23 protein-coding genes are annotated in these 25,576 nt (G+C 65.2%); 7 read left to right on the forward strand and 16 right to left on the reverse strand.

Annotated elements, in window-relative coordinates; genetic code table 11:
- The first annotated feature begins 10 nt into the window (after nt 1-10).
- The 3 genes from pdxA to trpS are packed head-to-tail and all read left to right on the forward strand — an operon-like array spanning nt 11 to nt 3,019.
- Nucleotides 11-1,093 (forward strand): 4-hydroxythreonine-4-phosphate dehydrogenase PdxA, encoded by a 1,083-nt coding sequence (gene pdxA / locus ABDB81_RS04235; protein WP_346809897.1) that lies wholly within the window; start codon nt 11-13, stop codon nt 1,091-1,093.
- Nucleotides 1,094-1,096: 3 nt separating this feature from the next.
- The gene (gene rsmA, locus ABDB81_RS04240) at nt 1,097-1,939 is read left to right on the forward strand and encodes a 16S rRNA (adenine(1518)-N(6)/adenine(1519)-N(6))-dimethyltransferase RsmA (protein WP_137924955.1); all 843 of its coding nucleotides are present in this window, start codon (nt 1,097-1,099) and stop codon (nt 1,937-1,939) included.
- Nucleotides 1,940-1,990: 51 nt separating this feature from the next.
- A complete protein-coding gene (trpS, locus tag ABDB81_RS04245; protein WP_160471473.1) occupies nt 1,991-3,019 on the forward strand; it encodes a tryptophan--tRNA ligase in 1,029 nt (342 codons plus the stop codon).
- Between the two features lie 157 nt (nt 3,020-3,176).
- On the opposite strand, the gene ABDB81_RS04250 is transcribed toward trpS, so the two are convergent.
- The 15 genes from ABDB81_RS04250 to ABDB81_RS04320 form a co-directional block, all read right to left on the reverse strand.
- Entirely contained in the window at nt 3,177-4,082 is a 906-nt protein-coding gene (locus tag ABDB81_RS04250) for a DMT family transporter (protein WP_160471475.1), read from the reverse strand.
- 12 nt (nt 4,083-4,094) lie between these two features.
- A complete protein-coding gene (gene gloA, locus ABDB81_RS04255; RefSeq protein ID WP_137924958.1) occupies nt 4,095-4,502 on the reverse strand; it encodes a lactoylglutathione lyase in 408 nt (135 codons plus the stop codon).
- 78 nt (nt 4,503-4,580) lie between these two features.
- Entirely contained in the window at nt 4,581-5,462 is an 882-nt protein-coding gene (locus tag ABDB81_RS04260) for a SprT family zinc-dependent metalloprotease (protein ID WP_346809900.1), read from the reverse strand.
- Nucleotides 5,459-6,220 carry a lysophospholipid acyltransferase family protein gene (locus ABDB81_RS04265; RefSeq protein ID WP_137924960.1) on the reverse strand — a complete coding sequence of 254 codons (762 nt, stop codon included), beginning with the start codon at nt 6,218-6,220 and terminating at the stop codon, nt 5,459-5,461. The genes ABDB81_RS04260 and ABDB81_RS04265 overlap by 4 nt, the downstream gene beginning before the upstream one ends.
- Before the next feature lie 17 nt (nt 6,221-6,237).
- Complete coding sequence (gene gmhB / locus ABDB81_RS04270; RefSeq protein ID WP_346809902.1) at nt 6,238-6,831, reverse strand: D-glycero-beta-D-manno-heptose 1,7-bisphosphate 7-phosphatase; 594 nt, start codon at nt 6,829-6,831, stop codon at nt 6,238-6,240.
- A gap of 18 nt (nt 6,832-6,849) precedes the next feature.
- Nucleotides 6,850-8,973 carry a glycine--tRNA ligase subunit beta gene (gene glyS / locus ABDB81_RS04275; protein WP_346809903.1) on the reverse strand — a complete coding sequence of 708 codons (2,124 nt, stop codon included), beginning with the start codon at nt 8,971-8,973 and terminating at the stop codon, nt 6,850-6,852.
- Between the two features lie 34 nt (nt 8,974-9,007).
- Nucleotides 9,008-9,640 (reverse strand): hypothetical protein, encoded by a 633-nt coding sequence (locus ABDB81_RS04280; RefSeq protein WP_160471480.1) that lies wholly within the window; start codon nt 9,638-9,640, stop codon nt 9,008-9,010.
- The gene (gene glyQ / locus ABDB81_RS04285) at nt 9,637-10,590 is read right to left on the reverse strand and encodes a glycine--tRNA ligase subunit alpha (protein WP_160471482.1); all 954 of its coding nucleotides are present in this window, start codon (nt 10,588-10,590) and stop codon (nt 9,637-9,639) included. Before glyQ ends, ABDB81_RS04280 begins: the two co-directional genes overlap by 4 nt.
- A gap of 496 nt (nt 10,591-11,086) precedes the next feature.
- A complete protein-coding gene (lnt, locus tag ABDB81_RS04290; protein ID WP_346809905.1) occupies nt 11,087-12,739 on the reverse strand; it encodes an apolipoprotein N-acyltransferase in 1,653 nt (550 codons plus the stop codon).
- Nucleotides 12,736-13,623: a transporter associated domain-containing protein gene (locus tag ABDB81_RS04295; RefSeq protein WP_137924966.1), complete on the reverse strand. Its 888-nt coding sequence runs from the start codon at nt 13,621-13,623 to the stop codon at nt 12,736-12,738. The genes lnt and ABDB81_RS04295 overlap by 4 nt, the downstream gene beginning before the upstream one ends.
- A gap of 256 nt (nt 13,624-13,879) precedes the next feature.
- Nucleotides 13,880-14,641: an rRNA maturation RNase YbeY gene (ybeY, locus tag ABDB81_RS04300; protein WP_137924967.1), complete on the reverse strand. Its 762-nt coding sequence runs from the start codon at nt 14,639-14,641 to the stop codon at nt 13,880-13,882.
- Between the two features lie 2 nt (nt 14,642-14,643).
- Nucleotides 14,644-15,639 (reverse strand): PhoH family protein, encoded by a 996-nt coding sequence (locus ABDB81_RS04305; RefSeq protein WP_137924968.1) that lies wholly within the window; start codon nt 15,637-15,639, stop codon nt 14,644-14,646.
- A 29-nt stretch (nt 15,640-15,668) separates the two neighbouring features.
- On the reverse strand, nt 15,669-17,021 hold the full coding sequence (gene miaB, locus ABDB81_RS04310) for a tRNA (N6-isopentenyl adenosine(37)-C2)-methylthiotransferase MiaB (protein WP_137924969.1): 1,353 nt from the start codon (nt 17,019-17,021) through the stop codon (nt 15,669-15,671).
- A gap of 70 nt (nt 17,022-17,091) precedes the next feature.
- Entirely contained in the window at nt 17,092-17,532 is a 441-nt protein-coding gene (locus tag ABDB81_RS04315) for a hypothetical protein (protein WP_160471487.1), read from the reverse strand.
- A 190-nt stretch (nt 17,533-17,722) separates the two neighbouring features.
- Entirely contained in the window at nt 17,723-19,417 is a 1,695-nt protein-coding gene (locus ABDB81_RS04320) for a ClcB-like voltage-gated chloride channel protein (protein ID WP_137924971.1), read from the reverse strand.
- A gap of 244 nt (nt 19,418-19,661) precedes the next feature.
- Here ABDB81_RS04320 and ABDB81_RS04325 point away from each other — a divergent pair, with 244 nt between their 5' ends.
- Together ABDB81_RS04325 and ABDB81_RS04330 are read left to right on the forward strand one after the other, a co-directional pair.
- Nucleotides 19,662-21,299, forward strand: coding sequence for a DEAD/DEAH box helicase (locus tag ABDB81_RS04325; protein ID WP_346809908.1), 1,638 nt, complete (start codon nt 19,662-19,664; stop codon nt 21,297-21,299).
- A 9-nt stretch (nt 21,300-21,308) separates the two neighbouring features.
- A complete protein-coding gene (locus tag ABDB81_RS04330; RefSeq protein ID WP_346809910.1) occupies nt 21,309-22,361 on the forward strand; it encodes a serine/threonine protein kinase in 1,053 nt (350 codons plus the stop codon).
- Nucleotides 22,362-22,370: 9 nt separating this feature from the next.
- Here ABDB81_RS04330 and ABDB81_RS04335 read toward each other — a convergent pair whose 3' ends face one another.
- Nucleotides 22,371-22,811, reverse strand: a complete 441-nt coding sequence (locus ABDB81_RS04335) for a universal stress protein (RefSeq protein ID WP_137924974.1) — start codon at nt 22,809-22,811, stop codon at nt 22,371-22,373.
- Between the two features lie 322 nt (nt 22,812-23,133).
- Between ABDB81_RS04335 and ABDB81_RS04340 the strand changes: the two genes are divergently transcribed.
- Together ABDB81_RS04340 and panP are read left to right on the forward strand one after the other, a co-directional pair.
- Nucleotides 23,134-23,751, forward strand: a complete 618-nt coding sequence (locus tag ABDB81_RS04340; RefSeq protein ID WP_137924975.1) for a response regulator transcription factor — start codon at nt 23,134-23,136, stop codon at nt 23,749-23,751.
- A 139-nt stretch (nt 23,752-23,890) separates the two neighbouring features.
- The gene (gene panP, locus ABDB81_RS04345) at nt 23,891-25,561 is read left to right on the forward strand and encodes a pyridoxal-dependent aspartate 1-decarboxylase PanP (RefSeq protein ID WP_346809912.1); all 1,671 of its coding nucleotides are present in this window, start codon (nt 23,891-23,893) and stop codon (nt 25,559-25,561) included.
- Nucleotides 25,562-25,576 lie beyond the last annotated feature (15 nt).

Raw genomic sequence — 25,576 nt, forward strand, 5'->3', positions numbered from 1 at the left:
GGCCCCTGCCATGCCCGACCCTGCCTCTCTGACCGCAACGCCTGCCCTGGCGATCACCACCGGCGAGCCCGCCGGCATCGGCCCCGATATCACCATCGGTGCCCTGCTGCAGCTGGCCGGGAACGGTCACGGGGCGGGGAGCGGCAACGGAGGCAGCCTCCGCTTTCATGTGCTTGGAGATGCACGCCTGCTCATGGCGCGTGCAGAAGCTCTGGGCGTGGCCCATGCCTGGCAGCGACGCCTCGCCGAGGGCCATGTCGTGGTGGAGGACATCGCGCTTGGCGTGGCCTGCGAACCGGGTCACCTCGATGCGCGCAACGGACGCTACGTGCTGGCGCTGCTCGATGCCGCCATCGGCGGACTGCGCGACGGCCGCTATGCGGCCATGATCACGGCGCCTGTTCAGAAAAGTACGATCAACGATGCCGGTGTGCCGTTCACCGGCCATACCGAATACCTGGCCGAGCAGGCGGGCGTACCGCGCGTGGTGATGATGCTGGCGGGTCCGCAGCCGGCGCATGACAACGCCATGCTGCGCGTAGCGCTCGCCACTACCCACCTGCCGCTGCGCGCCGTGCCCGATGCGCTGACGGTGCCGATGCTGATCGATACCCTGCGCATCGTCGACCACGACCTGCGCCGCCATTTCGGCATCGCCCGACCGCGCATCCTGGTGACGGGGCTGAATCCGCATGCGGGCGAATCGGGCCATATGGGGCGCGAGGAAATCGATGTCATCGTGCCTGCGCTGCAGCTGGCGGCCGATGCCGATATCGATGCACGCGGCCCCTATCCCGCCGACACGCTGTTCCAGCCACGCCATCTGCGCGATGCCGACTGCGTGCTGGCGATGTACCACGACCAGGGCCTTGCGCCCCTGAAATACGGCACGTTCGGCCACGGCGTCAATGTCACGCTGGGCCTGCCATTCATCCGCACCTCGGTGGACCATGGCACCGCACTCGACCTGGCCGGTAGCGGCCGGGCTGAGCACGGCAGCATGATCGAAGCCATCCGATGTGCCATCAACATGGCTGGCCACGCCAGCGGACGCCACGGCAACGGCGCGTCCGCCGGCAGCGGCCGGCACTGACCTATGCGTTCAAACGTGCATCAGGGCCATGTGGCCCGCAAACGGTTCGGCCAGAATTTTCTGGTCGACGACGGCATCATCTACGGCATCGTCAACGCGATCGATCCGCAACCGGACGACATCGTCGTCGAGATCGGGCCGGGCCTCGGCGCGCTGACCGACCCGCTGCTCGAACGTCTGCCCGCGATGCAGGTCGTCGAGCTGGATCGTGATCTCGTGGAACGGCTCCGTCGCCGCTACGAAGACCGCCTGACGGTGCATGCCGGCGATGCGCTGGCCTTCGACTTCGGCAAGCTGCAGGAACCGGGCCGTGCGCTGCGTATCGTCGGCAACCTGCCGTACAACATTTCGAGTCCGCTGCTGTTCCACCTGATGGATTTCGCCGATCACGTGCGCGATCAGCATTTCATGCTCCAGAAGGAAGTGGTCGAGCGCATGGTTGCAGAGCCCGGCAGCAAGGCGTTCGGGCGGTTGTCGATCATGCTGCAGGTGCGCTACCACATGGAACACGTGCTGGACGTGCCGCCGGCATCGTTCAACCCGCCGCCCAAGGTCGATTCGGCCGTGGTGCGCATGATCCCGTGGCCACGCGGCGAGGATGGCACGCTGCGTTCGCCGTATCCGGCCTGCGACGCCAACGTGCTGGGCGATGTGGTGACCGCGGCCTTCTCGCAGCGCCGCAAGGTGCTGCGTAACACGCTGTCTTTCCTGCGTGACCAGGTGGACTTCGACGCGCTGGGCTTCGACCTGACCCGCCGTGCCGAAGAAGTTGCCGTATCCGAGTATGTGGAACTGGCGCGCATCGTCGGCAATGGCGCCGCGCCGCGCGCAAGCGGCACGGCTTGATGCCGGACCACGTCTTTCGTTTTCCTAAATTTGAAGTTTGAGCGACGCTCCATGACCGAACAGACCAAGACCGATACGCGTCCCGTCATCCTGACCGGCGACCGCCCCACCGGCCCGCTTCACCTGGGTCACTTCGTAGGGTCCCTGAAGAGCCGCGTGCAGTTGCAGGAAACGCACAAGCAGTACGTGCTGCTGGCCGACACGCAGGCGATGACCGACAACGCGCACGATCCGGAGAAGGTGCGCCGCAACGTGCTGGAAGTCGCGCTCGATTATCTGGCCGTGGGCATCGACCCGGCCAAGACCACGATCACGGTGCAGTCGCACCTGCCGGCACTGGCCGAACTGACCCTGATGTATCTCAACTTCGTCACGGTCTCGCGTCTCGAACGCAATCCGACGATCAAGGAAGAGATCCAGGCGCGCGGCTTTGGCCGTGACATCCCGGCGGGTTTCCTGTGCTACCCGGCGTCGCAGGCTGCGGACATCACGGGTTTCAAGGCCGTGCTGGTGCCGGTGGGTGAAGACCAGGCCCCGTTGATCGAGCAGACCAACGAGATCGTGCGCCGCATCAACCATCAGGTTGGCCGCGACGTGCTGCCCGAAGCCACCGCGCTGATCCCGAAGCATGGCCGTCTGCCGGGCGTGGATGGCAAGGCCAAGATGAGCAAGTCGATGGGTAACTCGATTCCGCTCGGCGCCTCGCCGGACCAGATCCGCGAGGCCGTGCAGAAGATGTACACCGACCCGAACCACCTCAAGGTGTCCGACCCGGGGCAGGTCGAGGGCAATGTCGTGTTCACCTACCTCGACGCGTTCGATCCGAACGTCGAGGAAGTGCAGGCGCTCAAGGACCACTACCGACGCGGCGGCCTGGGCGACATGGTGCTCAAGCGCCGAGTGGAAGGCATCCTGCAGGAAATGCTGCGTCCGATGCGCGAGCGCCGCGAGCAGCTGGCGCAGGACCCGGGCTACGTCTTCGACATCCTCAAGAAGGGCACCGAAGAAGCCCGCGAACTGACCCAGCAGACGCTGGACGAAGTTCGCAGCGCACTGGGGATGTTTTCGTTTCCGAAGTAAAACTTGGATGTTCCCTTCGGTGTTCTCCCCTCTCCCGCAAGGCGGGAGAGGGGCGGGGGAGAGGGCAGGCCGTTCAAATTGCCACACGTCGGCAAGCAGAACCTCCAGCGCTCACCCTCAACCCCTCTCCCACTTCATGGGAGAGGGGAGCCAACAACTATCCCTTCCGATTCACCAGCACAATCCCCCCCAATACCAGCACCGCCGCCACGGCGAATCTCACGCCCACCTGATCGTGCATCAGCAGCACACCAAATGCCACGCCGAACAGCGGGGTCAGGAACGAGAAGACCGAGAGGCGCGAGGCCAGGTACTGGCGCAGCAGCCAGAACCAGATCAGGTAGCTGGCGAACGCCACGAGCACCGACTGGTAGAACAGGCTCGCCACCACAAAGCCGTTGACCTCCACGCGATGCACTTGCCCCGCCGCCAGGGCCATCACGAGCAGCAGCACGGCCGAGACCGTCAACTGATAGAGCAGCGTCTTGCTGGCCGGTGCGTGCGACAGTTTGCTGCCGCGTACCACGATCGTTGTAGCCGCCCATAGCGCCCCAGCCACTACGCCCAGCGCATCGCCGAGCAGTGTGGACGATTGCGCTGACGACGAGACGATGCCATCGGCGAAGGCCAGCACCATGCCGCAGAACGCCATGACCACGCCCAGCCACTGGCCGCGCTGCAAATGCTCGCCCGGAACAAAGAGGTGCAGCCCCAGCGCGGTGAAGATCGGTGCGGTGTAGAGGAACACGGCCATACGCGAGGCGGTGGTGTGGCCTAGTCCGACAAAGATGCAGAAGAACTCCGCACCGAACAGCAGACCGGCGACGATGCCGGCCCGCAGGGTGCCGTCATGTTCCCAAAGCGGGGTACGGCGCCATGCCGCAAACGCGAAGACGAGCAGCGCAGCGATGGCGGAGCGGACGCCGGCCTGGAGTACGGCGCCCATCAAGGGCGCCGTGACCTTGATCACAACTTGCTGGAGTCCCCATGCGGCGCACAGCAGGACCATCAATCCGATGGCCATGCTGTCCAGCGGGCGCCTTGTTATTGTTTGCGTGCCCATGGATCCGGGCGCTTACGGACGGGCAGCGTCGCGCGTGGAATTGCGTTCGATCAGTTCGATCTTGTAGCCGTCCGGGTCTTCCACGAAGGCGATGACAGTGGTGCCGCCCTTGACGGGGCCAGCTTCGCGCGTGACCTTGCCGCCAGCGGCGCGGATGCGCTCGCAGGCATCGGCTGCGTTCGGCGTTTCCAGCGCGATATGGCCGTAGGCGGAACCCAGGTCGTACTTGTCCACGCCGTAGTTGTAGGTCAGTTCCAGCACCGCGGTTTCGCTCTCCGGGCCGTAGCCGACAAAGGCCAGGCGGTACTTGTACTCGGGGTTGTCGCTCTCGCGCAGCAGTTGCATGCCGAGGATGCGCGTGTAGAAATCGATCGAGCGCTGGTAGTCGCCAACGCGCAGCATGGTGTGGAGGAGTCGCATGGGGGCCTTCTCTGTGAGGTCGTTGTCAAAGCGGAGACCGCCATTTTAGTCCCCCCCGACAGATTGCGCCCGGACGCCTCAGAACGTTGGCAGCAGTTCCGGCGGATGGGCGCGCAGCTCGGCGCGGGCGTCGCGGAACTCGGGGAAGATGGATTCAACGGTTTCCCAGAAGCGGGGGCCGTGGTTCATTTCCTTGAGGTGTGCCAGTTCGTGCGCGGCCACATAGTCGATCATCGACAGCGGGAAATGCATGAGCCGCCAGTTGAGGCGGATCTTGCCGTCCGCCGTACAACTGCCCCAGCGTGTGGCGGCCGAGGTCAGCGCGAAACCGGTGTGGCGCACGCCGAGCTTGTCTGCGTAAATGTCGAGCCGCTCTGCCAGCAGGCGGCGCGCCTGCGCCTGGAGCCAGCCCTGCACGCGGTCCTTGATCTGCTGATCGTCGGCATGGGCCGGCAGCGCCAGATGCAGCACGCGGGTCTCCGCGTCGAACATCAGCACGGAGGCAGGCGAATCCAGCCGCAGCGTGATCGGCGTGCCCAGGAAGGGCAGCGACGCACCGTCGCGCCATTGCACAGTGGGCAGCACGCGGCGGGTCTCGCGGTGGCGCCATTCGCCCAGTTTGGCGAAGATCCAGCGCTGCTTCTCCAGGATGGCCGATTCCACATCGCCCAGGGTGACCCAGCGCGGCGCGGTGATCGACAACCCGCGATCGTCCACGGTAAAGCCGATCGTGCGGCGGGCAGACCGCTTGAGTGCGTAGTGAACGATGCGCTCGCCCACCCGCAGCATCCGCGCGTTCGGCTGCGCGGGCGGCCACGTGGCGTGGTCGGGCTGCAGGGTGGGCTGCGCAAGGCCATGCGCCTCCGGCAGCGACGGCTCCTGCGTGGCGACCGCCCCAGGCGCGTCGGCCAGCGGCAGTTCCAGCTGGGGATTCTCGGGAGAGGGCCGCAGCAGCTTCATGCGGTGGCCTGGCCGGCGGTCCGGCGATAACTATCGGCGTCGATACGGCGCATCTCCGCTTCGATCCACACCTCGGCTTCCTGGTTCAGTACGTCGGCCGTCTTGTTGGCCGAAGGAATGGCATCGCCCACGGAGATGGTGATGGTGCCCGGATACTTCAGGAACGTGTTGCGCGGCCAGCAGCGGCCCGAATTGACCGCCATCGGAAACACCCATGCGCCGGTTTCCACGGCCAGGCGTGCACCGCCGCTCTTGTAGCGGGGCTTCTGCATGCCCGAAGGCGTGCGAGTGCCTTCCGGGAACATGATGATCCAGGCCCCTTCGTTGAGGCGCTCGCGACCCTGACGTGCTGCCGATGCAAATGCACGCGTGCCGTCCTTGCGGTTGATGTGCACCATCTTGAGCATGCCCAGCGCCCAGCCAAAGAAGGGCACGAACAGCAATTCGCGCTTGAACACGAAGCACAGCGGCTTGGGCATCAGCGCCATGTAGGCGATGGTTTCCCAGGCGGACTGGTGCTTGGAGAGCAGCACCACGGGCTTGTCGAGCATCGCCAGCATCTTTTCCTTGCCTTCGATGCGGTAATTGATGCCACAGATCAGGCGCGCGGCACTGATGACAAGCACCGGCCAGCCACGCACGAAGCGGAAGCGTTTCTCGGCGTTGACGAACGGGAAGACGATGAAGCAGGCGCACGCATACGGCGGCGTGATGATCAGCAGGTACAGCGCGAAAATCAGGGAACGGATGAAGAGCATCGATGGGAACCGGAAATTCAGGGGGCAGGCTGCGGCGCAGGCGCGGCAACCTTGTGGGAGCCTTCCGTGACGAGCCAGCGCGCGAACGCGGCCAGGTCGTCATGCACGCGGGTGGCGGCGGGCAGGCCGCCCTTGTCCAGCGTGCGCAGGCCCTTGCCGGTGCGCACCAGGTGCGGCACGCAGCCTACCGAGACGCCGGCTTCGAGGTCGCGCAGCGAATCGCCGACGGTCGGCACATTGCGCAGTTCGATACCGAACCGCTCGCCGATCTGCTCGTACAGCCCGGATTTGGGCTTGCGGCAATCGCAGTTGTCGGCGGCGGTGTGCGGGCAGAAGAAAATGGCCTCGACACGGCCACCGAGGCTGGCCAGTGCCTTGTACATCTTTTCGTGCATGGCATTGAGCGCGCTCATCTCGAACAGGCCGCGGCCGATGCCCGACTGGTTGCTCGCAATCACCACGCGATAGCCCGCCTGGTTCAGCGCGGCAATCGCCTCGAGGCTGCCCTCGATCGGCACCCATTCATCGGGCGTCTTGATGAACTGGTCGCTGTCGAGATTGACCACGCCGTCGCGGTCGAGGATCACGAACTTCGGATGGGACTGTGGCATGTCGCGCTCCTCGTCCGCTTACGCCGCGAGCTTCGAAATGTCCGCCACGCGGTTGGCCAGGCCATGCAGCGTGGCCAGCAGCGCCAGGCGGTTGGCACGCAGCTTCGGATCCTCGGCCATCACCATGACGTCGTTGAAGAAGCGGTCCACGGCATCGCGCAGTTGGGCCAGGTCGCGCAACGCAGCGGTGAAATCGCCGCCCGCGAAGGCGGCTTCCACGCCCGGACGCACGCGCTCGATGGCGTCATGCAGCGCACCTTCGGCGGCTTCCTGGAACAGGGCCGTATCGACGCTGCCGATGGCCTCGTCGGTCTTCTTCAGGATGTTCGTGATGCGCTTGTTGGCGGCGGCCAGCGCTTCGGCTTCAGGCAGTGCGGCAAAGGTGCGCACGGCTTCCATGCGGGCCAGCACGTCGTGCAGCGTCTGCGGCCGCAGGCTGACCACGGCTTCCACCTCGTTCGTGGTGTAGCCCTTGTCCTTCAGGTAGCCACGCACGCGGTCGTAGAGGAAGTCCGCAATGGCGTCGCCCGACGGCTTCACGGCCGGGATGCCGGCAAACGACTGGGCGGTCAGCGACAGCAGCGCGTCGATCGACACCGCCAGCGGTTTCTCGATCAGCATGCGCAGGATGCCCAGCGCGTGGCGGCGCAGCGCGAACGGGTCCTTCTCGCCCGTCGGCTGCAGGCCGATGCCCCAGATGCCCACCAGCGTTTCGAGCTTGTCGGCCAGCGCCACGGCCGTGCTGACGTTGCCTTGGGGCAGTGCGTCGCCGGCAAAGCGCGGACGGTAATGTTCGGAGCAGGCCAGCGCCACGTCGTCGGCTTCGTCGTCATGGCGCGCGTAGTACGTGCCCATGGTGCCCTGCAGTTCGGGGAACTCGCCGACCATGTCGGTCAGCAGGTCGGCCTTGGCCAGCTCGGCACCGCGCATGGCGGAAGCCTTGTCGGTCGGGGCGCCAGCGGCGTTCATCGCATCGGCGATGTGACCGGCGATCTGCTGCAGCCGCTGCACGCGGTCCAGCTGAGTGCCGATCTTGTTGTGATAGACCACGTTGCCGAGCAGCGGCACGCGCGATGCCAGCGTCTTCTTGCGATCCTGATCGAAGAAGAACTTGGCATCGGCCAGCCGGGGACGGACCACGCGCTCGTTGCCGGTGATGATCGATTGCGGGGTGTCGGTCGCCAGGTTCGAGACGATCAGGAAGCGATTGCGCAAGTGGCCGGCAGCATCGGTCAGCGCAAAGTACTTCTGGTTGGTTTGCATCGTCAGGATCAGGCACTCCTGCGGCACGGCCAGGAAAGCTTCCTCGAAGTGGCAGGCGTAGACCACCGGCCATTCGACCAGCGAATTCACCTCGTCGAGCAGCGCATCGGGCATGACCACCTGATCAGCGTCGGCTTCCTTGAGCAGCGCCATGCGGATGCGTTCGCGCCGGTCCGCATAGCTTGCCACTACGCGGCCACGCGATTCCAGCAGGCCCGCGTACTCGGCGGCGTGCGGAATCTCGATCGTGCCTTGCGACAGGAAGCGATGGCCCTGGGTGATGTTGCTGGCCTGCAGGCCGAGCACGGACACGGGCACGATCTCCGCACCGTGCAGTGCGATCAGGCTGTGTGCCGGACGCACGAAATGCACCGTGGTGCCGTCCGGCCGCTGGTAGCTCATCAGCTTGGGGATTGGCAGCTTGCCCAACGCATCGTCGAGCGCAGCTTGCAGGCCCTCGGCCAGCGACACACCCTTTGCGGTGTAGCGATGGAAGAACGCATCGGCCTTGCCATCGGAGGCGCGCTCCAGCGTCTGCCAGTCGATCTCGGCCACGCCGATGGACTTGGCGAGTGCAGCCAGCTTCTTGGCGAGCGGGGCGGTCGGCGCACCGTTTGCGTCGAGCGCCACGGTCAGCGGCAATACCTTCTCGCGCTGTTCGCGGTCCGGTGCGGTGCGTCGCACGCCGGTCACCAGTGCGGCCAGGCGGCGCGGCGTGGCGAAAGTCGTCACGGCGGCGCCTTCGTCGAGCAGGTCGCGTGCGCGGAGGCCATCGGCCAGTCCCTGTGCGAAGGTCTCGCCCAGGCGCGACAGGGCCTTGGGCGGCAGTTCCTCGGTGAACAGTTCGATCAGCAGCGAATCGGTCATGGGTTGCGACATGAATGCGTTTCCAGCAAGTATGGGCGACGCGCGCTCAGCAGCGCGGCGCGTTGTTCGGTTCTACGCCAGACAGCAGCCACAGGCCGTTCTGCTGGCGGAATTGCAGCGTGGTGTAGGCGCACTGCGCGGCCACGCCGGAGGCGCCGCGGGTGCCGGCAGCCGGAAAGCGTGCGTCGATGCGGTTCGCGCGACGGTCGTAGCGGATCTCGTCGATGCGCCCGCCCACCCAGAAATCAATCTTCTGCGGCAACTGCGCCGCCGAGTAGTAGGTGCGCACAGTGCGGCGCGAGCGGCCATTGCTCTCTTCCCACGACACCCACTGCAGCGGATAACGGATCGCGCTTTCATAGGCGCGCAGCGGCACGCGGTGCCAGCCCAGGTCTTTCGAGCCCGACAGGTCGCACGAGAACGAGCGCACGAGCTGCGTCCACTGGTCGATCGACGACAGCGCCGGGCGCCAGTGCCGCGCGATGGCCTGCTGCAGCGTCTGCGTGTCGGCCTCGCAGATGGCGGCGAGGTCGGCCGGCAGGTACAGCGCCTGAGGCGACGGCGCCGCCGTGGTGCGAGCGGACGCCAGTGCGCTGCCACCCAGCGGCACGACGGCCGGCAGGGAGACGGGCAGGGCAAACGCGGCGACAGCGATCATGCCGCGCATGCGGGCCTTCATGCGCGAACCCCGTTGCCGCACATCGGGAAGCCCAGGGCCTCGCGCGAATCGTAGTAAGCCTGCGCCACCGAGCGCGACAGGTTGCGGATGCGGCCGATATAGGCTGCGCGCTCCGTCACAGAGATCGCGCCGCGTGCATCCAGCAGGTTGAACGTGTGCGCGGCCTTGAGTACCTGTTCGTAGGCCGGCAGGGCCAGGCGCGTGTCGGTGGTCTTCGGCGTGCCGTCCTCGTTCTTCTCGCCCGTATCGCCCATCAGGCGTTTGGCTTCGCCCTCGTGCTCGGCGAAGTGGCGGAACAGGATTTCGGTATTGCTGTGCTCGAAGTTGTAGGTGGACTGCTCCACCTCGTTCTGGTGGTACACGTCGCCGTAGGTCAGGCGGCGCGTCTCGCCGTTTTCTTCCCACTCGGTCCAGACCAGGTCGTAGACGTTCTCGACCTTCTGCAGGTACATGGCCAGACGCTCGATACCGTAGGTGATCTCGCCGGTGATTGGCTTGCAGTCGATGCCACCCACTTGCTGGAAGTACGTGAACTGGGTCACTTCCATGCCGTTGAGCCAGACTTCCCAGCCCAGGCCCCAGGCGCCGAGCGTCGGATTCTCCCAGTCGTCTTCGACAAAGCGGATGTCGTTCTGCTTGAGGTCCAGCCCCAAGGCTTCCAGCGAGCCGAGGTACAGGTCGAGGATGTTCTCGGGTGCAGGCTTGAGCACTACCTGATACTGGTAATAGTGCTGTAGCCGGTTCGGATTCTCACCGTAGCGGCCGTCCTTGGGACGGCGCGACGGCTGCACATAGGCCGCGCGCCACGGTTCCGGGCCAATGGCGCGCAGGAAGGTGTGCACGTGCGACGTGCCGGCGCCGACCTCCAGATCGATCGGTTGCAGCAATGCGCAACCCTGCCGGTCCCAATAGGCCTGCAGGGTCAGAATCATTTGTTGGAAGGTCAGCATAGGGAGACAAAAAAGAAGCTGGCGGGCAAGTTCCGAATACGGCTCGGGACGGGTTTGCCAAACCCCGAATTCTATCGGGTTTTTGACCCGGTCCCGTCCCGAACAGAGAGGAAAACCGTGAGGCAGGGCACGGATCGTGCATGGAGAGCATTGTCGGCATTGCGCAACGGCTCGGGTAAATCCCGATCCGGGATTCAGAATCGTCCCATAGGTGCCGATACCGTTTTTGTATACAGTGGAATTACGCAGCCGACGCATGCAAATCAAACGGCTGCAAGCCGAACCGCCATGTGGGGTGATTCTGGCCGGCAATGTCCGGTGCAAGAAAACGGTTCGGGATGAACGAAGAACTATTTTTGGGGATTGGTCATGTCGCTTCTTTCTCGCAAGCCTTATGTTGTCGCCATCGTCGTGATGGTGGCCGCCGCAGCGGTCTCGATGGCAACGTCGCTGGCCAGCTAAGCAGCAAAACAGCCGAGGGTCCGCGGAGGATGCCTCAGGCCGGCCGCCGCGCACGCCGTGCGCGGAAGGCCAGGCCCAGCACGAGTACGCAACCGGCCAGCACTGGTACGTTGCCCCAGCGGATATAGGGCGTCAGCCCCTGCATGCCCTGGACTTCCGCCGCCAGCGTACCGACCTCGAAAGTCGGCAGGGCCGCCTGGACGCTGCCGTCCGGCCGGACTACGGCCGTCATTCCCGTATTGGTGGCGCGCAGCATCGGGCGGCGCATTTCCAGCGCACGCATGCGCGAGATCTGCAGATGCTGGTCCAGCGCGATGGTGTCGCCGAACCAGGCCAGGTTAGTCACGTTGGCCAGCAGGTTGGCGGGCGTGGGCTGGTTCCTGAGCGTCTCGGCGATTTCCTCGCCGAACAGATCCTCGTAGCAGATGTTCGGCGCCACGTGGATGCCCCGCACTGGTACGGCCGGTTGGTCGAGCGTGCCGCGTCGGAAATCTCCGAGCGGCATCTTCATCATGTCCACGAACCAGTGGAAGCCAAACGGGATGAACTCGCCGAAGGGCACCAGATGGTGCTTGTTGTAGCGATAGAGCTGTTCCTGTTCCGGCCCGATGGCAAATACGCTGTTTGTAAAATCTACGGGCGAATCTGCGCCGGCCGCACCGAACACGACCGTGGTGCCCGTCTTTTCCATATAGCCGCGCACCGCCTGGGCGATGTCCATCGGCAGTTCCTGGAGGATGATCGGGAACGCGGTCTCGGGCGTCACCACAAGGTCTGCCGGCGCTGCCGTGATCAGGTCGCGATAGAGTTCCAGCGAGCGCTGGATGCCGGCGGGTTCGAACTTGATGTCCTGCGCCACGTTGCCCTGCAGCAGCCGTACCGAGAGTGGCTTGCCGATCGGCGTGGTGTAGGCGATGCCCGCCAGGCCGATGCCACTCACCAGCGTTGCTGCGATCACACCAGCCGACCAACCGACGGTCTTCACCCCACCAGCTTCGCTGCGCCTCAGCCAGGCCCGAACACCTGTAGCGAGCAGGGCCGCGAGGCTCGCGGCAAGGAATGTGATGCCGTAGACGCCAAACAGCGGGGCGAAGCCTGCTAGCGGACCATTCGTATGCGGATAGCCGCTGCCGAGCCACGGGAATCCTGTGAACACCACGCCGCGCAACCATTCGGACAGCGCCCAGGCGGCGCCAAATGCCAGCGCAGCTAGCATGCCGTGACGATTGCGTTGCGTGAGCCAGTGCCAGACCCCGGCCGCCAGCGCCGGCCAGATCGACAAATAACCAGCGAACAGCACCACGGCAAATGCGGCCATCCAGGCCGGCATCTCGCCGTAGACGTGCATGCTGATATAGAGCCACCAGATACCGGACAGGAACCAGCCCAAGCCGAACGCGTAGGCCGTAGCCGCCGCTGCGCGCGGACGCGGTGCGCCTGCGATCAGGGCAAACAGGCCGGATAGCGCCAGCAGTTGCAGCCACCACCAGTCATGCGGGGCGAAGGCTTGCGTATTCGCCACGCCCAGGACGGCGGCGATCAGGAGACGAAACCACTGACTGCTACGGGAGGTGGCTTGCAAGGCTTCCCGGGTGTGCGGGGAGTGGGAGGGCGACGCGCTGGCGCCGCCGCTGGCTGGCTCGGTGCGACGGGTACCCACGGCATCGGGCGTGCCGAACCGCTTCATGCCTCAGCCATGCCGTCGACTTCGGCAGGCGTCTCGCGCCGTACCTGGAGCAGGTGGACCTGACGGGCATCGGCCCGCAGGACCTCGAAGCGGATCGGTGGCAATGTGATGACTTCGCCGCGATGCGGCACATGGCCGACGTGGTTCGTCAGCAGTCCGCCCACGGTATCGACGTCGTCGTCCGGGAAAGCCGTGCCAAACGCTTCATTGAACTGTTCGATCTCGGTGAGGCCATGCACGCGCCAAGCGCCGTCGGCGGTTGGCAGGATCTTGTCCAGGTCCTCGTCGAGGTCGAACTCATCCTCGATATCGCCCACGATCTGTTCCAGCACGTCCTCGATGGTGACTAGGCCCGCCACGCCGCCGTACTCGTCGACCACGATCGCGATGTGATTGCGGTTGATGCGGAACTCGCGCAGCAGGATGTTCAGCCGCTTCGACTCGGGAATGAACACGGCGGGGCGCAGCGCCTCGCGCAGGTCGAACGTGTCATCCGTGTAGTAGCGCAGCAGATCCTTGGCCAGCAGGATGCCGATGACGTTGTCGCGATTCCCTTCGTACACCGGAAAGCGCGAGTGCGCCGTCTGCTGCATGTAGGGAATGAACGCTTCTGGGGCATCGGCGACGTTGACCGCATCCATCTGGGAGCGGGGCACCATGATGTCGCGTGCGGTCAATTCGGAGACCTGGAACACCCCTTCGATCATCGAAAGCGAATCGGCGTCGATCAGGTTGCGCTCGTGGGCATCCTGCAACACTTCGAGCAATTCGGCGCGGGTGTCTGGCTCGGGGGAAATGAAATCGGAGAGGCGTTCGAGAAGGGATCTAGGGCGATCCGTCTGCTTGAAGTTGGCAGATTTCGAACTGGGATAGGGGTCGTTCATGTCGCGGCTAGCGCGTGGTGGAGATCGCTTGAAGCATACACTAAAAGGCTTGCAGCCCCGTGACGGGGGGATGACGGTGACGTATGAGGCTCTTCCGGGGAGAACGCTCCCCTCTCCCACAAAGTGGGAGAGGGGTTGGGGGAGAGGGTAGGAGGCTCTGCTTGCCGACCTGCAGCAATTTGAACCGCGGGGCCTCTCCCCCTGCCCCTCTCCCGCCCGGCGGGAGAGGGGAGCAAACACTGAGCAGGTCAGCGCCTTAGATCTCCCGCACCGGCTGATAAGGATCGCTGTACCCCAGCGCCTGCAGCGTCTCCGTTTCAATCGCTTCCATCTCTTCGGCGTCGGTGTCGTCGTCGTGCTCGTAGCCCTGGGCGTGCAGCACGCCGTGGACGATCAGGTGTGCGTAGTGGGCTTCCAGCGGCTTGTTCTGTTCGCGGGCCTCGGCTTCCACCACGGGGCAGCACAGCACGATATCGCCGCTCACCGGATCGTCGGCGGTCTCCGCATAGGCGAAGGTCAGGACGTTGGTGGCGTAATCCTTGCCGCGATAGGTGCGGTTCAGCGTGCGGCCTTCTTCCTCGTCGACGAAGCGCACGGTCAGCGTGGCGTCTTCATACAGGGCGGATTTCACCCACTTTTCGATCTGGCGGCGGCTCGGCATTCCCGCGCGCTTGGCCGTGGCCTGTCCGTGCTGTACGTCGAGATCGACTTCCGGCGGCGTGGCCGGCGTGCCCGTGGTGGTCACGATCGGCGTGGCGGTGACGGCCACCGACAGCGCGTCGCTGTTGTCCGGGCGAACCAGCAGGCCAGCCTGTTGATGCGGGTCGGTGTGTTCGGCGAGCAGTGCCACCACGCCGTCCTCGGCTTGCGACAGATCCAGCGTCAGGCTGCGGCCATCGGCCAGCTGGACGCGCAGCGCATGGGCGGATGCCTTGCGCGCGCGGCCCTCGGCGTCGAACAGCACCAGGCTGGCGGATTTCTTGTTCGAGGTCTGGGTGTTGGGGGACTTCTTGGTCAAGATCAGGCGTCCTTGTGCTGGGCGTGATATTCGTCATAAGCCTCGACGATGCGCGCCACCAGGGGATGGCGCACCACGTCGATGCTGGTAAAGCGGGTGCACGACACTCCGCGCACATCGCGCAACACGTGCTGCGCTTCCACGAGGCCGCTCTTCTGGCCGCGCGGGAGGTCGATCTGCGTGGTGTCGCCGGTGATCACGGCTTTGGAACCAAAGCCGATCCGCGTCAGGAACATCTTCATCTGTTCCGGCGTGGTGTTCTGGGCTTCGTCGAGGATGATGAACGCATGGTTCAGCGTGCGGCCGCGCATATAGGCAAGCGGCGCAATCTCGATCATCTGGCGCTCGAACATCTTTTGCGTGCGATCGAAACCCAGCAGGTCGTACAGCGCGTCGTAGAGCGGGCGCAGGTACGGGTCCACCTTCTGTGCCAGGTCGCCGGGCAGGAAGCCCAGACGTTCACCCGCTTCCACGGCGGGGCGCGTCAGTACGATGCGCTTGACCGCGTCGCGTTCCAGCGCATCGACGGCGCAGGCCACGGCCAGGTAGGTCTTGCCCGTGCCCGCCGGCCCGATGCCGAGCGACAGGTCGTGCGACAGGATGCTGCGAAGGTATTCGCGCTGCATCGCCGTGCGGCCCTGCAGACCGGTGCGTCGCGTCTGCAGCACCGGCGATTCGTCATCGGCACTGGCCGAGGACCCTTCGCCGTTGCCCGGCAGGTAGGCACCGTGCGCCGCGATCTGGCGGGCTTCCACGAGGCCGAGCTGGATGTCGTCCACCGACAGCTCCACCTTTGTATTGTTGTAGAAGCGCTCCAGTGCCAGCGCCGCATCCTGCGCGCGTTCGCCGCGCACGGTCATGCGGTGGCCGCGGCGCTGGATGGTCACGTCGAGGGCCTGCTCGATCTGGCGCAGGTTCTCGTCGAGCGGTCCGCACAGGTTCTGCAGGCGCGTGTTGTCGTCCCTGGGGGCGACGAATTCAGCGGTCGGAACTTTCATGGAATCCTGAATGGGCGCGGTGGGCTTACTTACTGGCGCACGACCACTTCGCCGCGAAGCGAGTGCGGGAATGCCTGCGTGATGTTCACGTCGACCATCTGGCCGATCATGCGGTCGCGCTGGGCCTGCGGCACACCGGGCAGCGCGAAGTTGACCACGCGATTGTTTTCCGTGCGGCCGTGCAGTTCGGTGGGGTCCTTGCGCGACGGACCTTCCACCAGAATGCGCTGGACGCTGCCAAGCATGCCATGGCTGATGCGCACCACGTTTTCCTCGATGGTGGCCTGCAGGCGTTGCAGGCGGCGCAGCTTCACCTCGTGTGGCGTGTCGTCCTGCAAGTTGGCGGCCGGCGTGCCGGGACGCGCGCTGAAGATGAACGAGAACGAGGTGTCGTAGCCGATCTCCTCGACCATTGCCATCAGCTTCTCGAAGTCGGCATCGGTCTCGCCGGGAAAGCCGACGATGAAGTCCGACGACATCGACATCTGCGGCCGGATCGTGCGCAGACGGCGGATGATGCTCTTGTACTCCAGCACGCTGTAGCCGCGCTTCATCGCCATCAGCACGCGGTCCGAAGCATGCTGCACGGGTAGGTGCAGATGGTTCACCAGCTTGTCGCAACGCTCGTAGAGTTCCACGAGGCGCGACGTGAATTCCTTCGGATGGCTGGTGGTGAAGCGGATGCGCTCGATGCCGGGGATCTCGGCCACATATTCGATCAGCAGCGCGAAATCTGCGATTTCAGTCGTGCCACCCATCACGCCGCGATAGGCGTTGACGTTCTGGCCCAGCAGCGTCACTTCGCGCACGCCCTGGTCGGCCAGGCCAGCCACTTCGGCCAGCACGTCCTCGAACGGGCGCGACACTTCCTCGCCGCGCGTGTAAGGCACCACGCAGTAGCTGCAATATTTCGAACAGCCTTCCATGATCGAGACGAACGCGCTCGGGCCTTCGACGCGCGCGGGCGGCAGGAAATCGAACTTCTCGATCTCGGGGAAGGAGATATCGACCTGCGACAGGCCGGTCTGCTGACGACGGTTGATCAGGTCGGGCAGCCGGTGCAGTGTCTGCGGGCCGAAGACCACATCGACATACGGTGCGCGCGAAACAATGGCCGCGCCTTCCTGGCTGGCCACGCAGCCACCAACGCCGATCACCAGGCCGGGCTTGGCGGCTTTCAGCGCCTTCATGCGGCCCAGTTCGGAGAAGACTTTCTCCTGGGCCTTTTCACGGATGGAGCAGGTATTGAACAGGATCACGTCGGCGTCTTCGACGTTGTTCGTGGGTTCCATGCCCTGCGTGGCGTTCAGTACGTCCACCATCTTGTCCGAGTCGTACTCGTTCATCTGGCAGCCGTACGTTTTGACAAATACCTTCTTCATGGGTGCCGGTCTCAGTGTTATACCTGGGGGCATCGGGGCGCAACAGGTTGAAGCAAATTCAAAAAAACGGTCAGTGAGCGGCCTTCCAGGCCTTCACTTCCGCATCGGTCATGACCCAGGCCGTGAGCAACTGGCCGTAGAGGTCGAGCTTGTAGCGCACGCTGAGCTTCTTGCCAGCGAGCGCCGCGGGATTCACCAGCAGTGTTTCCGTGCTGAAGATCCGTACCCCAGGAGCGACATTCACGACCTTGCCGTCGAGCTTGGCCCGGCGCGGCTCCGTGGCCGACGGCGGCGACAGTTCCATGCGCGCCATGCCGGCCTCCGGAGGAATCACGCGTATTGGCGTGCCGGGCATGGTGTTGAGGCCGGCGGCGGCCAGATCGGACACCGAGTTGGTGGTCACCGGCGCGGTGGTCGTCGACACGGTTTCCTGCGCGCCAGCGGGGCTCAGAGACAGCAGCAGCGCCATGGCGCACGCAGGACCCGACAGTCGTGCAAACAGCTTGTTCATGAAAACTCCCGACAAAAAACTACGGCAATCGTTATAGGAATACCGCCGGCGTCGGACGCCCTCACGCTTCAGGCCATCGCGCAGGCTGGGTAACCCGCGATTCTACCCGCTTGCGTGCGCCTGAGCGAGGCGCGGCTGCCACGCGGGTGTGGCGGATTCCGTACATCGGATGGGGTGGCAATCGGGGTGGTCAGAACAGGCAGGACGCTTCCTGCAGCACGCGCTGCTTCGACACCGTGCCCAGCAGTTCGCGGCTGACCGCATCACGTATCAGCGGAATCCGATTGATGCCGTGGTCGGAGAAGATCGCCAAGGCATCGCGCAGGCGGGAGTCAGGAGTCAGGCTCGGAAAATCGGGTTCGCCCAGTGCCAGTAGCGAGGCACTGTCTTCCGCCACGCCGTCGCGTTGCGCGCGCTGCACGGCGTGGATCGAGATCGCGCCGCGCAGCGCGCCGAGGGCATCCACCAGATAGAGATAGCGGGTGCCGGTTTCGGCGAACTTGTCGGCGGCCTGCGCCAGCGTGGCGCCGGGGTCGATCACGGTATCGGTGGGGTCGCAGAGCCCGTCGAGCCGCAGCCCGCGAGCGCGCTCCACGGCGGCCGTTGCCTGGGCGCGTTCCACCACCACGCTGTAGAGCGACAGGCTCTGGCAGCGCGACGCCGTGTAGTAAGCCGCCACTGCGCCGATCATCAGCGGCAGCAGCAGTGTGGGCGCCAGCGTCATCTCGAATACCATCAGGATCGACATCAGCGGCGCCTGGCTTGTTGCCGCCAGGAAGGCCGTCATGCCGACCAGCGGCAGCACCGGCGTGGCCGTGCCGCCCGGAATCAGCATCGCGAGCATCTGGCCCAGCGCAGCGCCCACGAACATCGACGGAGTGAACACACCGCCCACGGCGCCGGAGCCCATGCTGATGACCGTGGCCAGCAGCTTGGCCAGCAGCACCGCCCAGACGGCCACCGAGAGCGGCTCGTTGTGCAGGATGGTGCGGATCGTGTAGTAGCCGTTGCCGACAACTTCGGGCACTACCATGGCGAGCAGCCCGACCAGCAGGCCGCCGAGCGCCAGCCTTGCGATGGGGCCGCCCGGCACATGCCGGAAAGTATTGCGGGCGAGTGTGTTGGCGCGCATGAAGACCGCGCCGGACACCCCGGCGACGAGACCGATGCCGGCTGCGGCCAGCAGCAGGTGCGGTTGCAGGATGTCGGGTGCGAAATGCAGTCCGGTATAGAGCGGCTCCAGCCCGCCGCGCCACTGGCTGACCATGGTGCCGGCTACCGAAGCGAGGAACAGCGGCATCAGTCGCTGCACCGCCAGTGCCCCGAACACCACCTCGGCCACGAAGACTGCGGCGGAAAGTGGCGTGTGGTACGCAGTGGCCAGCCCGGCAGCGGCGCCGCAGGCGGTCAGCATGCGGCGCATATTGCTGTCGCCGGTGGCTTGATCGGCGCGTGCCGACGGAAAGACCGAGCCGGTCAGCGCGGCCAACTGAATCATCGCCCCCTCCTTGCCGACCGAACTGCCGGAGACAATCGAGCAGAACGATGACAACGCGCGCAGCAGCGTGATCTTGATGGGCAGCCGCCCGGTGCCGCGCGCCACGGCTTCCATGTACTCGCTCGGCAGGGGTTCGGTGCGGGCGGCGCGTTGTGCCAGGACGAGCAGGGCGCCCGCCACGGCACCGCCCAGCGTGGGAATCACCACGCGCCAGGCCAGCGCCAGCCCGGCGAAGATCAACACGATATCGGCGTCGTGGCCGAACATGACGAGTCCGCTGGCTTCGAGGGCGTCCTTGAACAGCGTGGTGACCACGCCGGCCAGCAGACCTACCGGGATGGCCGCGAACAGCGTGACTTCCTGGTCTTCGAGAAATCGGAACCGCATGGCAGAAAGAGGGGGCTTCGGCCCGCGGGGGCCGGGTGGCCGCAATGATAACGCAGCCCTTCTGGCGTCCAGACTTCGGCGCAGCCGTTTCCACACACTGGTACACTACGGGCCTTTCCTAGCCCGGGAACCGGGGGCAATCGACCCATCCCGCCGGCCCTGACCCTCAGGTACGGTTTTCTACCCGAGCCACCCCACGATTGGCGCACTTCTCATGCGCGACGGGTGGCCGAAGCGTCCTTTCATGTCTTTTTCCGAACTCGGCTTGTCCGACAAGCTGGTGCGTGCCGTGGCCGAACAGGGCTACACCACGCCGACCCCTATTCAGGCGCAAGCCATTCCCGCGATTCTCAAAGGAGGCGATCTCCTCGCCGGCGCCCAGACCGGCACCGGCAAGACCGCGGGCTTCACGCTGCCGATGCTGCAACTGCTGTCCGAATCCGCAGCCAAAAACCCGGCACCGCGCACTGGCCGGCCCGTGGTGCGTGCCCTGGTGCTGACCCCCACGCGTGAACTGGCCGCGCAGGTGGAAGAAAGCGTGCGCAACTACGGCAAGTACGTGAAGCTGCGCTCCATGGTGATGTTCGGCGGCGTCGGCATCAATCCGCAGATCGAAGCGCTCAAGCGCGGCGTCGATATCGTCGTGGCCACGCCGGGTCGCCTGCTGGACCACGTCTCGCAAAAGACCATCGACCTGAGCCATGTGGAACTGCTGGTGCTGGACGAAGCCGACCGCATGCTCGACATGGGCTTCATCCACGACATCCGCAAGGTGCTGAACGTGCTGCCGCCGAAGCGGCAGAACCTGCTGTTCTCGGCCACGTTCTCCGACGATATCCGCGCACTGGCCGACCGCCTGCTGAACAACCCTGCCTCGATCGAGGTGGCACGCCGCAACACCACGGCGGAGACCGTGGCGCAGCGCGTCTTCCCGGTGGATCGCGATCGCAAGCGCGAGCTGCTGGCGCATCTGGTGAGCCGGCACGACTGGCACCAGGTACTGGTCTTCACGCGTACCAAGCACGGCGCCAACCGCCTGGCGGAACAACTGACGAAGGACGGACTGTCCGCGCTGGCCATCCACGGCAACAAAAGCCAGTCCGCGCGCACGCGTGCGCTGACCGAGTTCAAGGCCGGCACACTGCGCCTGCTGGTGGCGACCGACATCGCGGCACGCGGCATCGATATCGATCAACTGCCTCACGTGGTCAACTTCGATCTGCCGAACGTGCCGGAAGACTACGTGCACCGTATCGGCCGTACGGGCCGCGCGGGTGCAGAAGGCGAGGCGATTTCGCTGGTCTGTGTGGATGAGCACGGGCTGCTGCGCGATATCGAGCGGCTGATCAAGCGCCAGATCGAGCAAGTGGTACTGCCGGGCTTCGAAGTGGACCCGAGCATCGCTGCCGAGCCGATCCAGAAGGGTCGCCAGCAACGTGGTGGCGGCGGTGGTGGACAAGGGCGCGGCGCACCGCGTGGCGCCTCGGCCAATGGCGGCGGCAACGGTGGCGGCGAACGTCGCCCGCGTCCGCAGGGTCAGCGCCAGGACGCCCCGCGTCAGGCGCGTCCCGCGCAGGGCGGCGCCGCTGGTCAGGCGGCCCAGCCCGCTCGTGGCGAAGGTCGCAACGGCAATGCGCCGCGTGGTGGGAATCAAGGCGGCAATCAGGGTGGCAATCAGACCGGCGCCCGCAATGGCAATGGCAATGGCAACGGCGCCGCCCGCGGTGCCGCAAACGGCAAGCCCGCCGCACCGCGTCCGCAACAAGCCCGTCCGCAGCCGCCGCGCCCTGCGCAGGATGCGGCGGGCGCGGCACCGGTCCGTAACCGTCGTCCGGCACCGCAAGCTGCGCTGCTCGGCGGCAATCGCAAGCCGGCCCCCTGATCTGCCGCCATGCAGACACCGGAAGCGCCCCAGTCCGATGACGATGTCCCGTATGCGGGACTCACGCCGGAGTGCATCCTCGATGCGCTGGAATCGGCGGGGTACTTTCCGGATGGCCGCCTGCTTGCGCTGAACAGTTACGAGAACCGCGTCTGGCAGGTCGGTATCGAGGATGCCTCGCCGATCATCGCCAAGTTCTATCGGCCCGGCCGATGGAGCGACGCGGCGATTGTCGAAGAACACGCGTTCGTGCAGCAACTGGCCGATACGGAGATTCCCGCCGTGCCGGCGCTGCGCGCCAGCCAGGGCGCCGGATTGCCCACCACGCTGCTGACGCACGAGGGTTTCCGCTTCGCGGTGTTTCCACGCTGCGGCGGCCGCGAGCCAGCGCTTGAGCGTCGCGAGACGCGCGAATGGCTGGGCCGCTTCATTGGCCGCATCCATGCCATGGGCGCGGCCACGCCGTATCAGGCGCGTCCCACGCTCGACATCGAATCGTTCGGCATCGCGCCGCGCGACTACCTGCTCTCCCACGAGTGTATTCCTGCCGAACTGCTCGCGCCCTGGCGCGCAGCCGTCGACCTCGCGCTGGATGCCGTGCGCCGTTGCTACGACCGGGCCGGCGATGTACGCCTGCTGCGTCTGCATGGCGACTGCCATCGCGGCAACGTGCTCTGGATCGATGAAGAGGATGCGCGCGGCCGCGGTACGCCGGGTCCGCATTTCGTGGATTTCGACGACAGCCGGATGGGCCCCGCAGTGCAGGATCTCTGGATGCTTCTGGAGGGCGACCGTGCCGCCATGCAGGACCAGTTGGCCGATATCGTGGCTGGCTACGAGGACTTCGCGGAATTCGATACGCGCGAACTATGGCTCGTCGAGGCCCTGCGCACGCTGCGGCTGCTGCACTACAGTGCGTGGCTGGCCAGCCGCTGGCGCGATCCCGCGTTCCCGGCGGCGTTTCCGTGGTTCGGCACCGCGCGCTACTGGCAGGATCGCATCCTGGAATTGCGCGAACAGATCGCGCTGATGGACGAGCCGCCGCTCTGGGCGACGGCGTAAGCCACTTCTTCAGCGGGCGGACTTCTCCGCCTTCACCATGATCACCGGGCATGGCGCCAGCGCCAGCACGCGACCCGCCACCGACCCCAGTACGGCGTCGAAGAACGATCCGCGTCCATGCGTGCCCATCACAATGGCGTCGGCGCCAACGGATTTGGCGAGGCCCATGATCTTCTCGGGTGCGAAGCCATGCAGCGCATGGCGCTCGAACGGTACACCGGCACTTTCGAAAATCGCGCAGACCGAGGCCATGGCCTTGCCACTCTCCTCGTTGTGCCATGCATCGATCGTCTCCTTGTTGACGAATGCACGGACTCCCCCCGTGACATCCGGCGTCACGTGAACAACGTGGACGGTAAAGCCAGGCTGCAGCAGCTTGCCGTCGACAATGAATCTCGCGGCGGCATCGCTGAACGGGGAGCCGTCGGTGGCAAGTACGATCTGGGACATGGCGCAATCTCCTTGGTTGGGAAAAGACTGGCGCTGGGGGCGCCGCTGGAACCAGCATGGCACGTACAGGGTGCTTACACCGTAACTTAGATCAAATCCTATCGGAATTTTTAAGGATTTCACGATTGTCATGGTGATGGCGATGTGGTTGCTCCGCGCCCCGCCCAAATTCGGCGATGCGGAACTCGACGACACAATTCCGCAAAGACGGAAATTTCCGCAGAAATACTCGGACCTTTCCCACACGAATTCGAGACGTTTCCTTATCCGGCGCGCCCTCGGAAAAACTATGCTGTGGCTTGTTCGTTCACGGAGAACTGCAATGCCCAATGCTCTAGTTATCGACACCCATCCCGCCATCCGCCGCAACGCTCAGGCGGTACTGCAAGGTGAAGGCTTCGACGAGGTTCGCTTTGCCAGCGGTGGCATCGAGGCGCTGGACACGCTTCGCGCCCGTGCGGCGGATTTCGTCATGCTGGATCTCCAGATGGCGGACCTGCCCGGCGACGCCGTGCTGGAGGAAGTTGTGGCCAACTATCCGCTCACGCGCGTGCTGGTGCTCTCCGCACTACAGCAGGCTGCGGAACGCGCATTGCTGAGCGGCGCGCATGGTTATGTCGACAAGGGTGGCGGACTGGAGAACCTTGGTGACACCGTGCGCGCCGTGATGAGTGGCTACGCGTCGTTCCCGCTGTCGTCGCTGCCGACGATCCGCCGCGCCGCCATCAACCCCGCCGACCCGCGCGCGCTGCTGAGCCGCCGCGAGCTGACGGTACTGCGATTCCTCGCGGTCGGACATTCCAACAAGGCCATCTCGGACGCGCTCGGCATCAGCAACAAGACGGTCAGCTCGCACAAGACAAGCATCATGACCAAGCTCGGGTTCAATTCGCTGATCGATCTGGCGGAGTTCTCGCGACGGCATCAGTTGGCGTTCTGAGCGGGGCCGTCCGGGACGACATCGGGACCATGACGGGCCATTGCTGCCGCAGGATGGCCCGCCGGTTGACCAATCCGGCATAATCCCCAGTCAAATCAGTGCCGCCCTCGTAGCGGCATGGAATGACTGGGTGATGCAAATGAAGGCGGAGACTTCCCACGACGTTCGTGGAACGGCAGAGCACGAGGCACGCGCGGACAAGGTGATTGGCGCGGATGACGATTGCCCGCTGCACTGGTTCGATGCGGACCGTGGCGCGTTCGAAGATCTGGAACGCCGGATTGCCGAGCATCCTGCGGATTTCTTCGCTGGCGAAGATTTCGATCCGGTGGATGCCTGCACTACGCGCGAGGCGCAGTTTGCTTCGGTGGCGTTGCCCGAGGAACCCACCGCGCCGCAGGTTCACGCAGACCATCTGCTCCACGACGTGTTCCGGCACGTGATGCCCGTGGCGTCGCCGACGTTTATCGGCCATATGACGTCCTCCCTGCCGTCATTTATGCCATCGCTGGCAAAGATCGTGGCGGCGCTGAACCAGAACGTGGTGAAACTCGAAACCTCGGGCGCGCTGACCGGGCTGGAGCGACAGGTTGTTGGCATGCTGCACAACCTTGTCTTCGGGAGGGGCGACGACTTCTACGCGCGGTGGCTGCACGATGCCGAGCACTCGCTGGGCGCTTTCTGCGCGGGCGGCACCACCGCGAACCTCGCCGCGCTCTGGGCCAGCCGCAACAACACGCTGCGCGCCCGCGACGGGTTTGCAGGTGTGCACAGCGCAGGGCTGGCCGCGGCACTGCGCCACTATGGCTATGATGGGCTGGCGATCGTGGTTTCGGAGCGCGGTCACTACTCGCTGCGGAAAGCGGCCGACGTTCTCGGCATCGGGCGCGACAACCTCATCCCCGTTGGCGTCGATGCCGATGGCCGCATGCGCATCGACCTGCTTCGCGAGACGCTGCGGGATCTTGGTCAGCGCAATATCCGTGCGATGGCGATCGTCGGCATCGCCGGCTCGACCGAAACCGGTGCCGTCGATCCGCTCGACGCCATGGCCGATGTCGCGCAGGAGTTCGGCTGCCACTTTCATGTGGATGCTGCATGGGGTGGCGCCACGCTGCTTTCCACGCGCGAGCGGGGCCGCTTCGCCGGCATCGAGCGCGCGGACTCCGTCGTCATCGACGCCCACAAGCAGTTCTATGTGCCGATGGGTGTCGGCATGGTGCTGTTCCGCGATCCCGCATGGACGCAAGACATCATCCAGCACGCCAACTACATCGTCCGGAAGGGATCGGTCGACTTGGGCCGCCATACGCTGGAGGGGTCCCGGGGCGCCGCAGCGGTGATGCTCTATGCCAACCTGCACCTGCTGGGCCGCAAGGGTCTGGCAAAGCTGATCGAAACGGGCATCGACAACGCGAAATTCTTTGCCTCGCTGATCGAACAGCAACCCGACTTCGAACTCGACAGTCGGCCCCAGCTTTGCCTGCTGACCTACCGCTACGTGCCGGAAGCCGCGCGCGCCGCGCTGGCCTCGGCCACGACACCGGCGGATAAGCGCGAGCAGATCCAGCAGGCGCTGGATGCGCTGACCATCGACATCCAGGAAATGCAGCGCGAGGCCGGGCACTCCTTCGTGTCCCGCACACAACTGACCTCGTCTCAATGGGGCGGTCGCGCCATCGCCGTGTTCCGCGTAGTGCTGGCGAATCCGGATACCACGCGGGAGATTTTGCAAGGCGTGCTGGCGGAGCAGCGTGAACTGGCGGGGAAGAGTTTGAAGCTGGGAGCGCTGATGGGTCTGGTGGCCTAGCGCTCAACGACGTGA

This window comes from Cupriavidus sp. DL-D2, from assembly GCF_039710735.1.
Taxonomy (GTDB): Bacteria; Pseudomonadota; Gammaproteobacteria; order Burkholderiales; family Burkholderiaceae; genus Cupriavidus.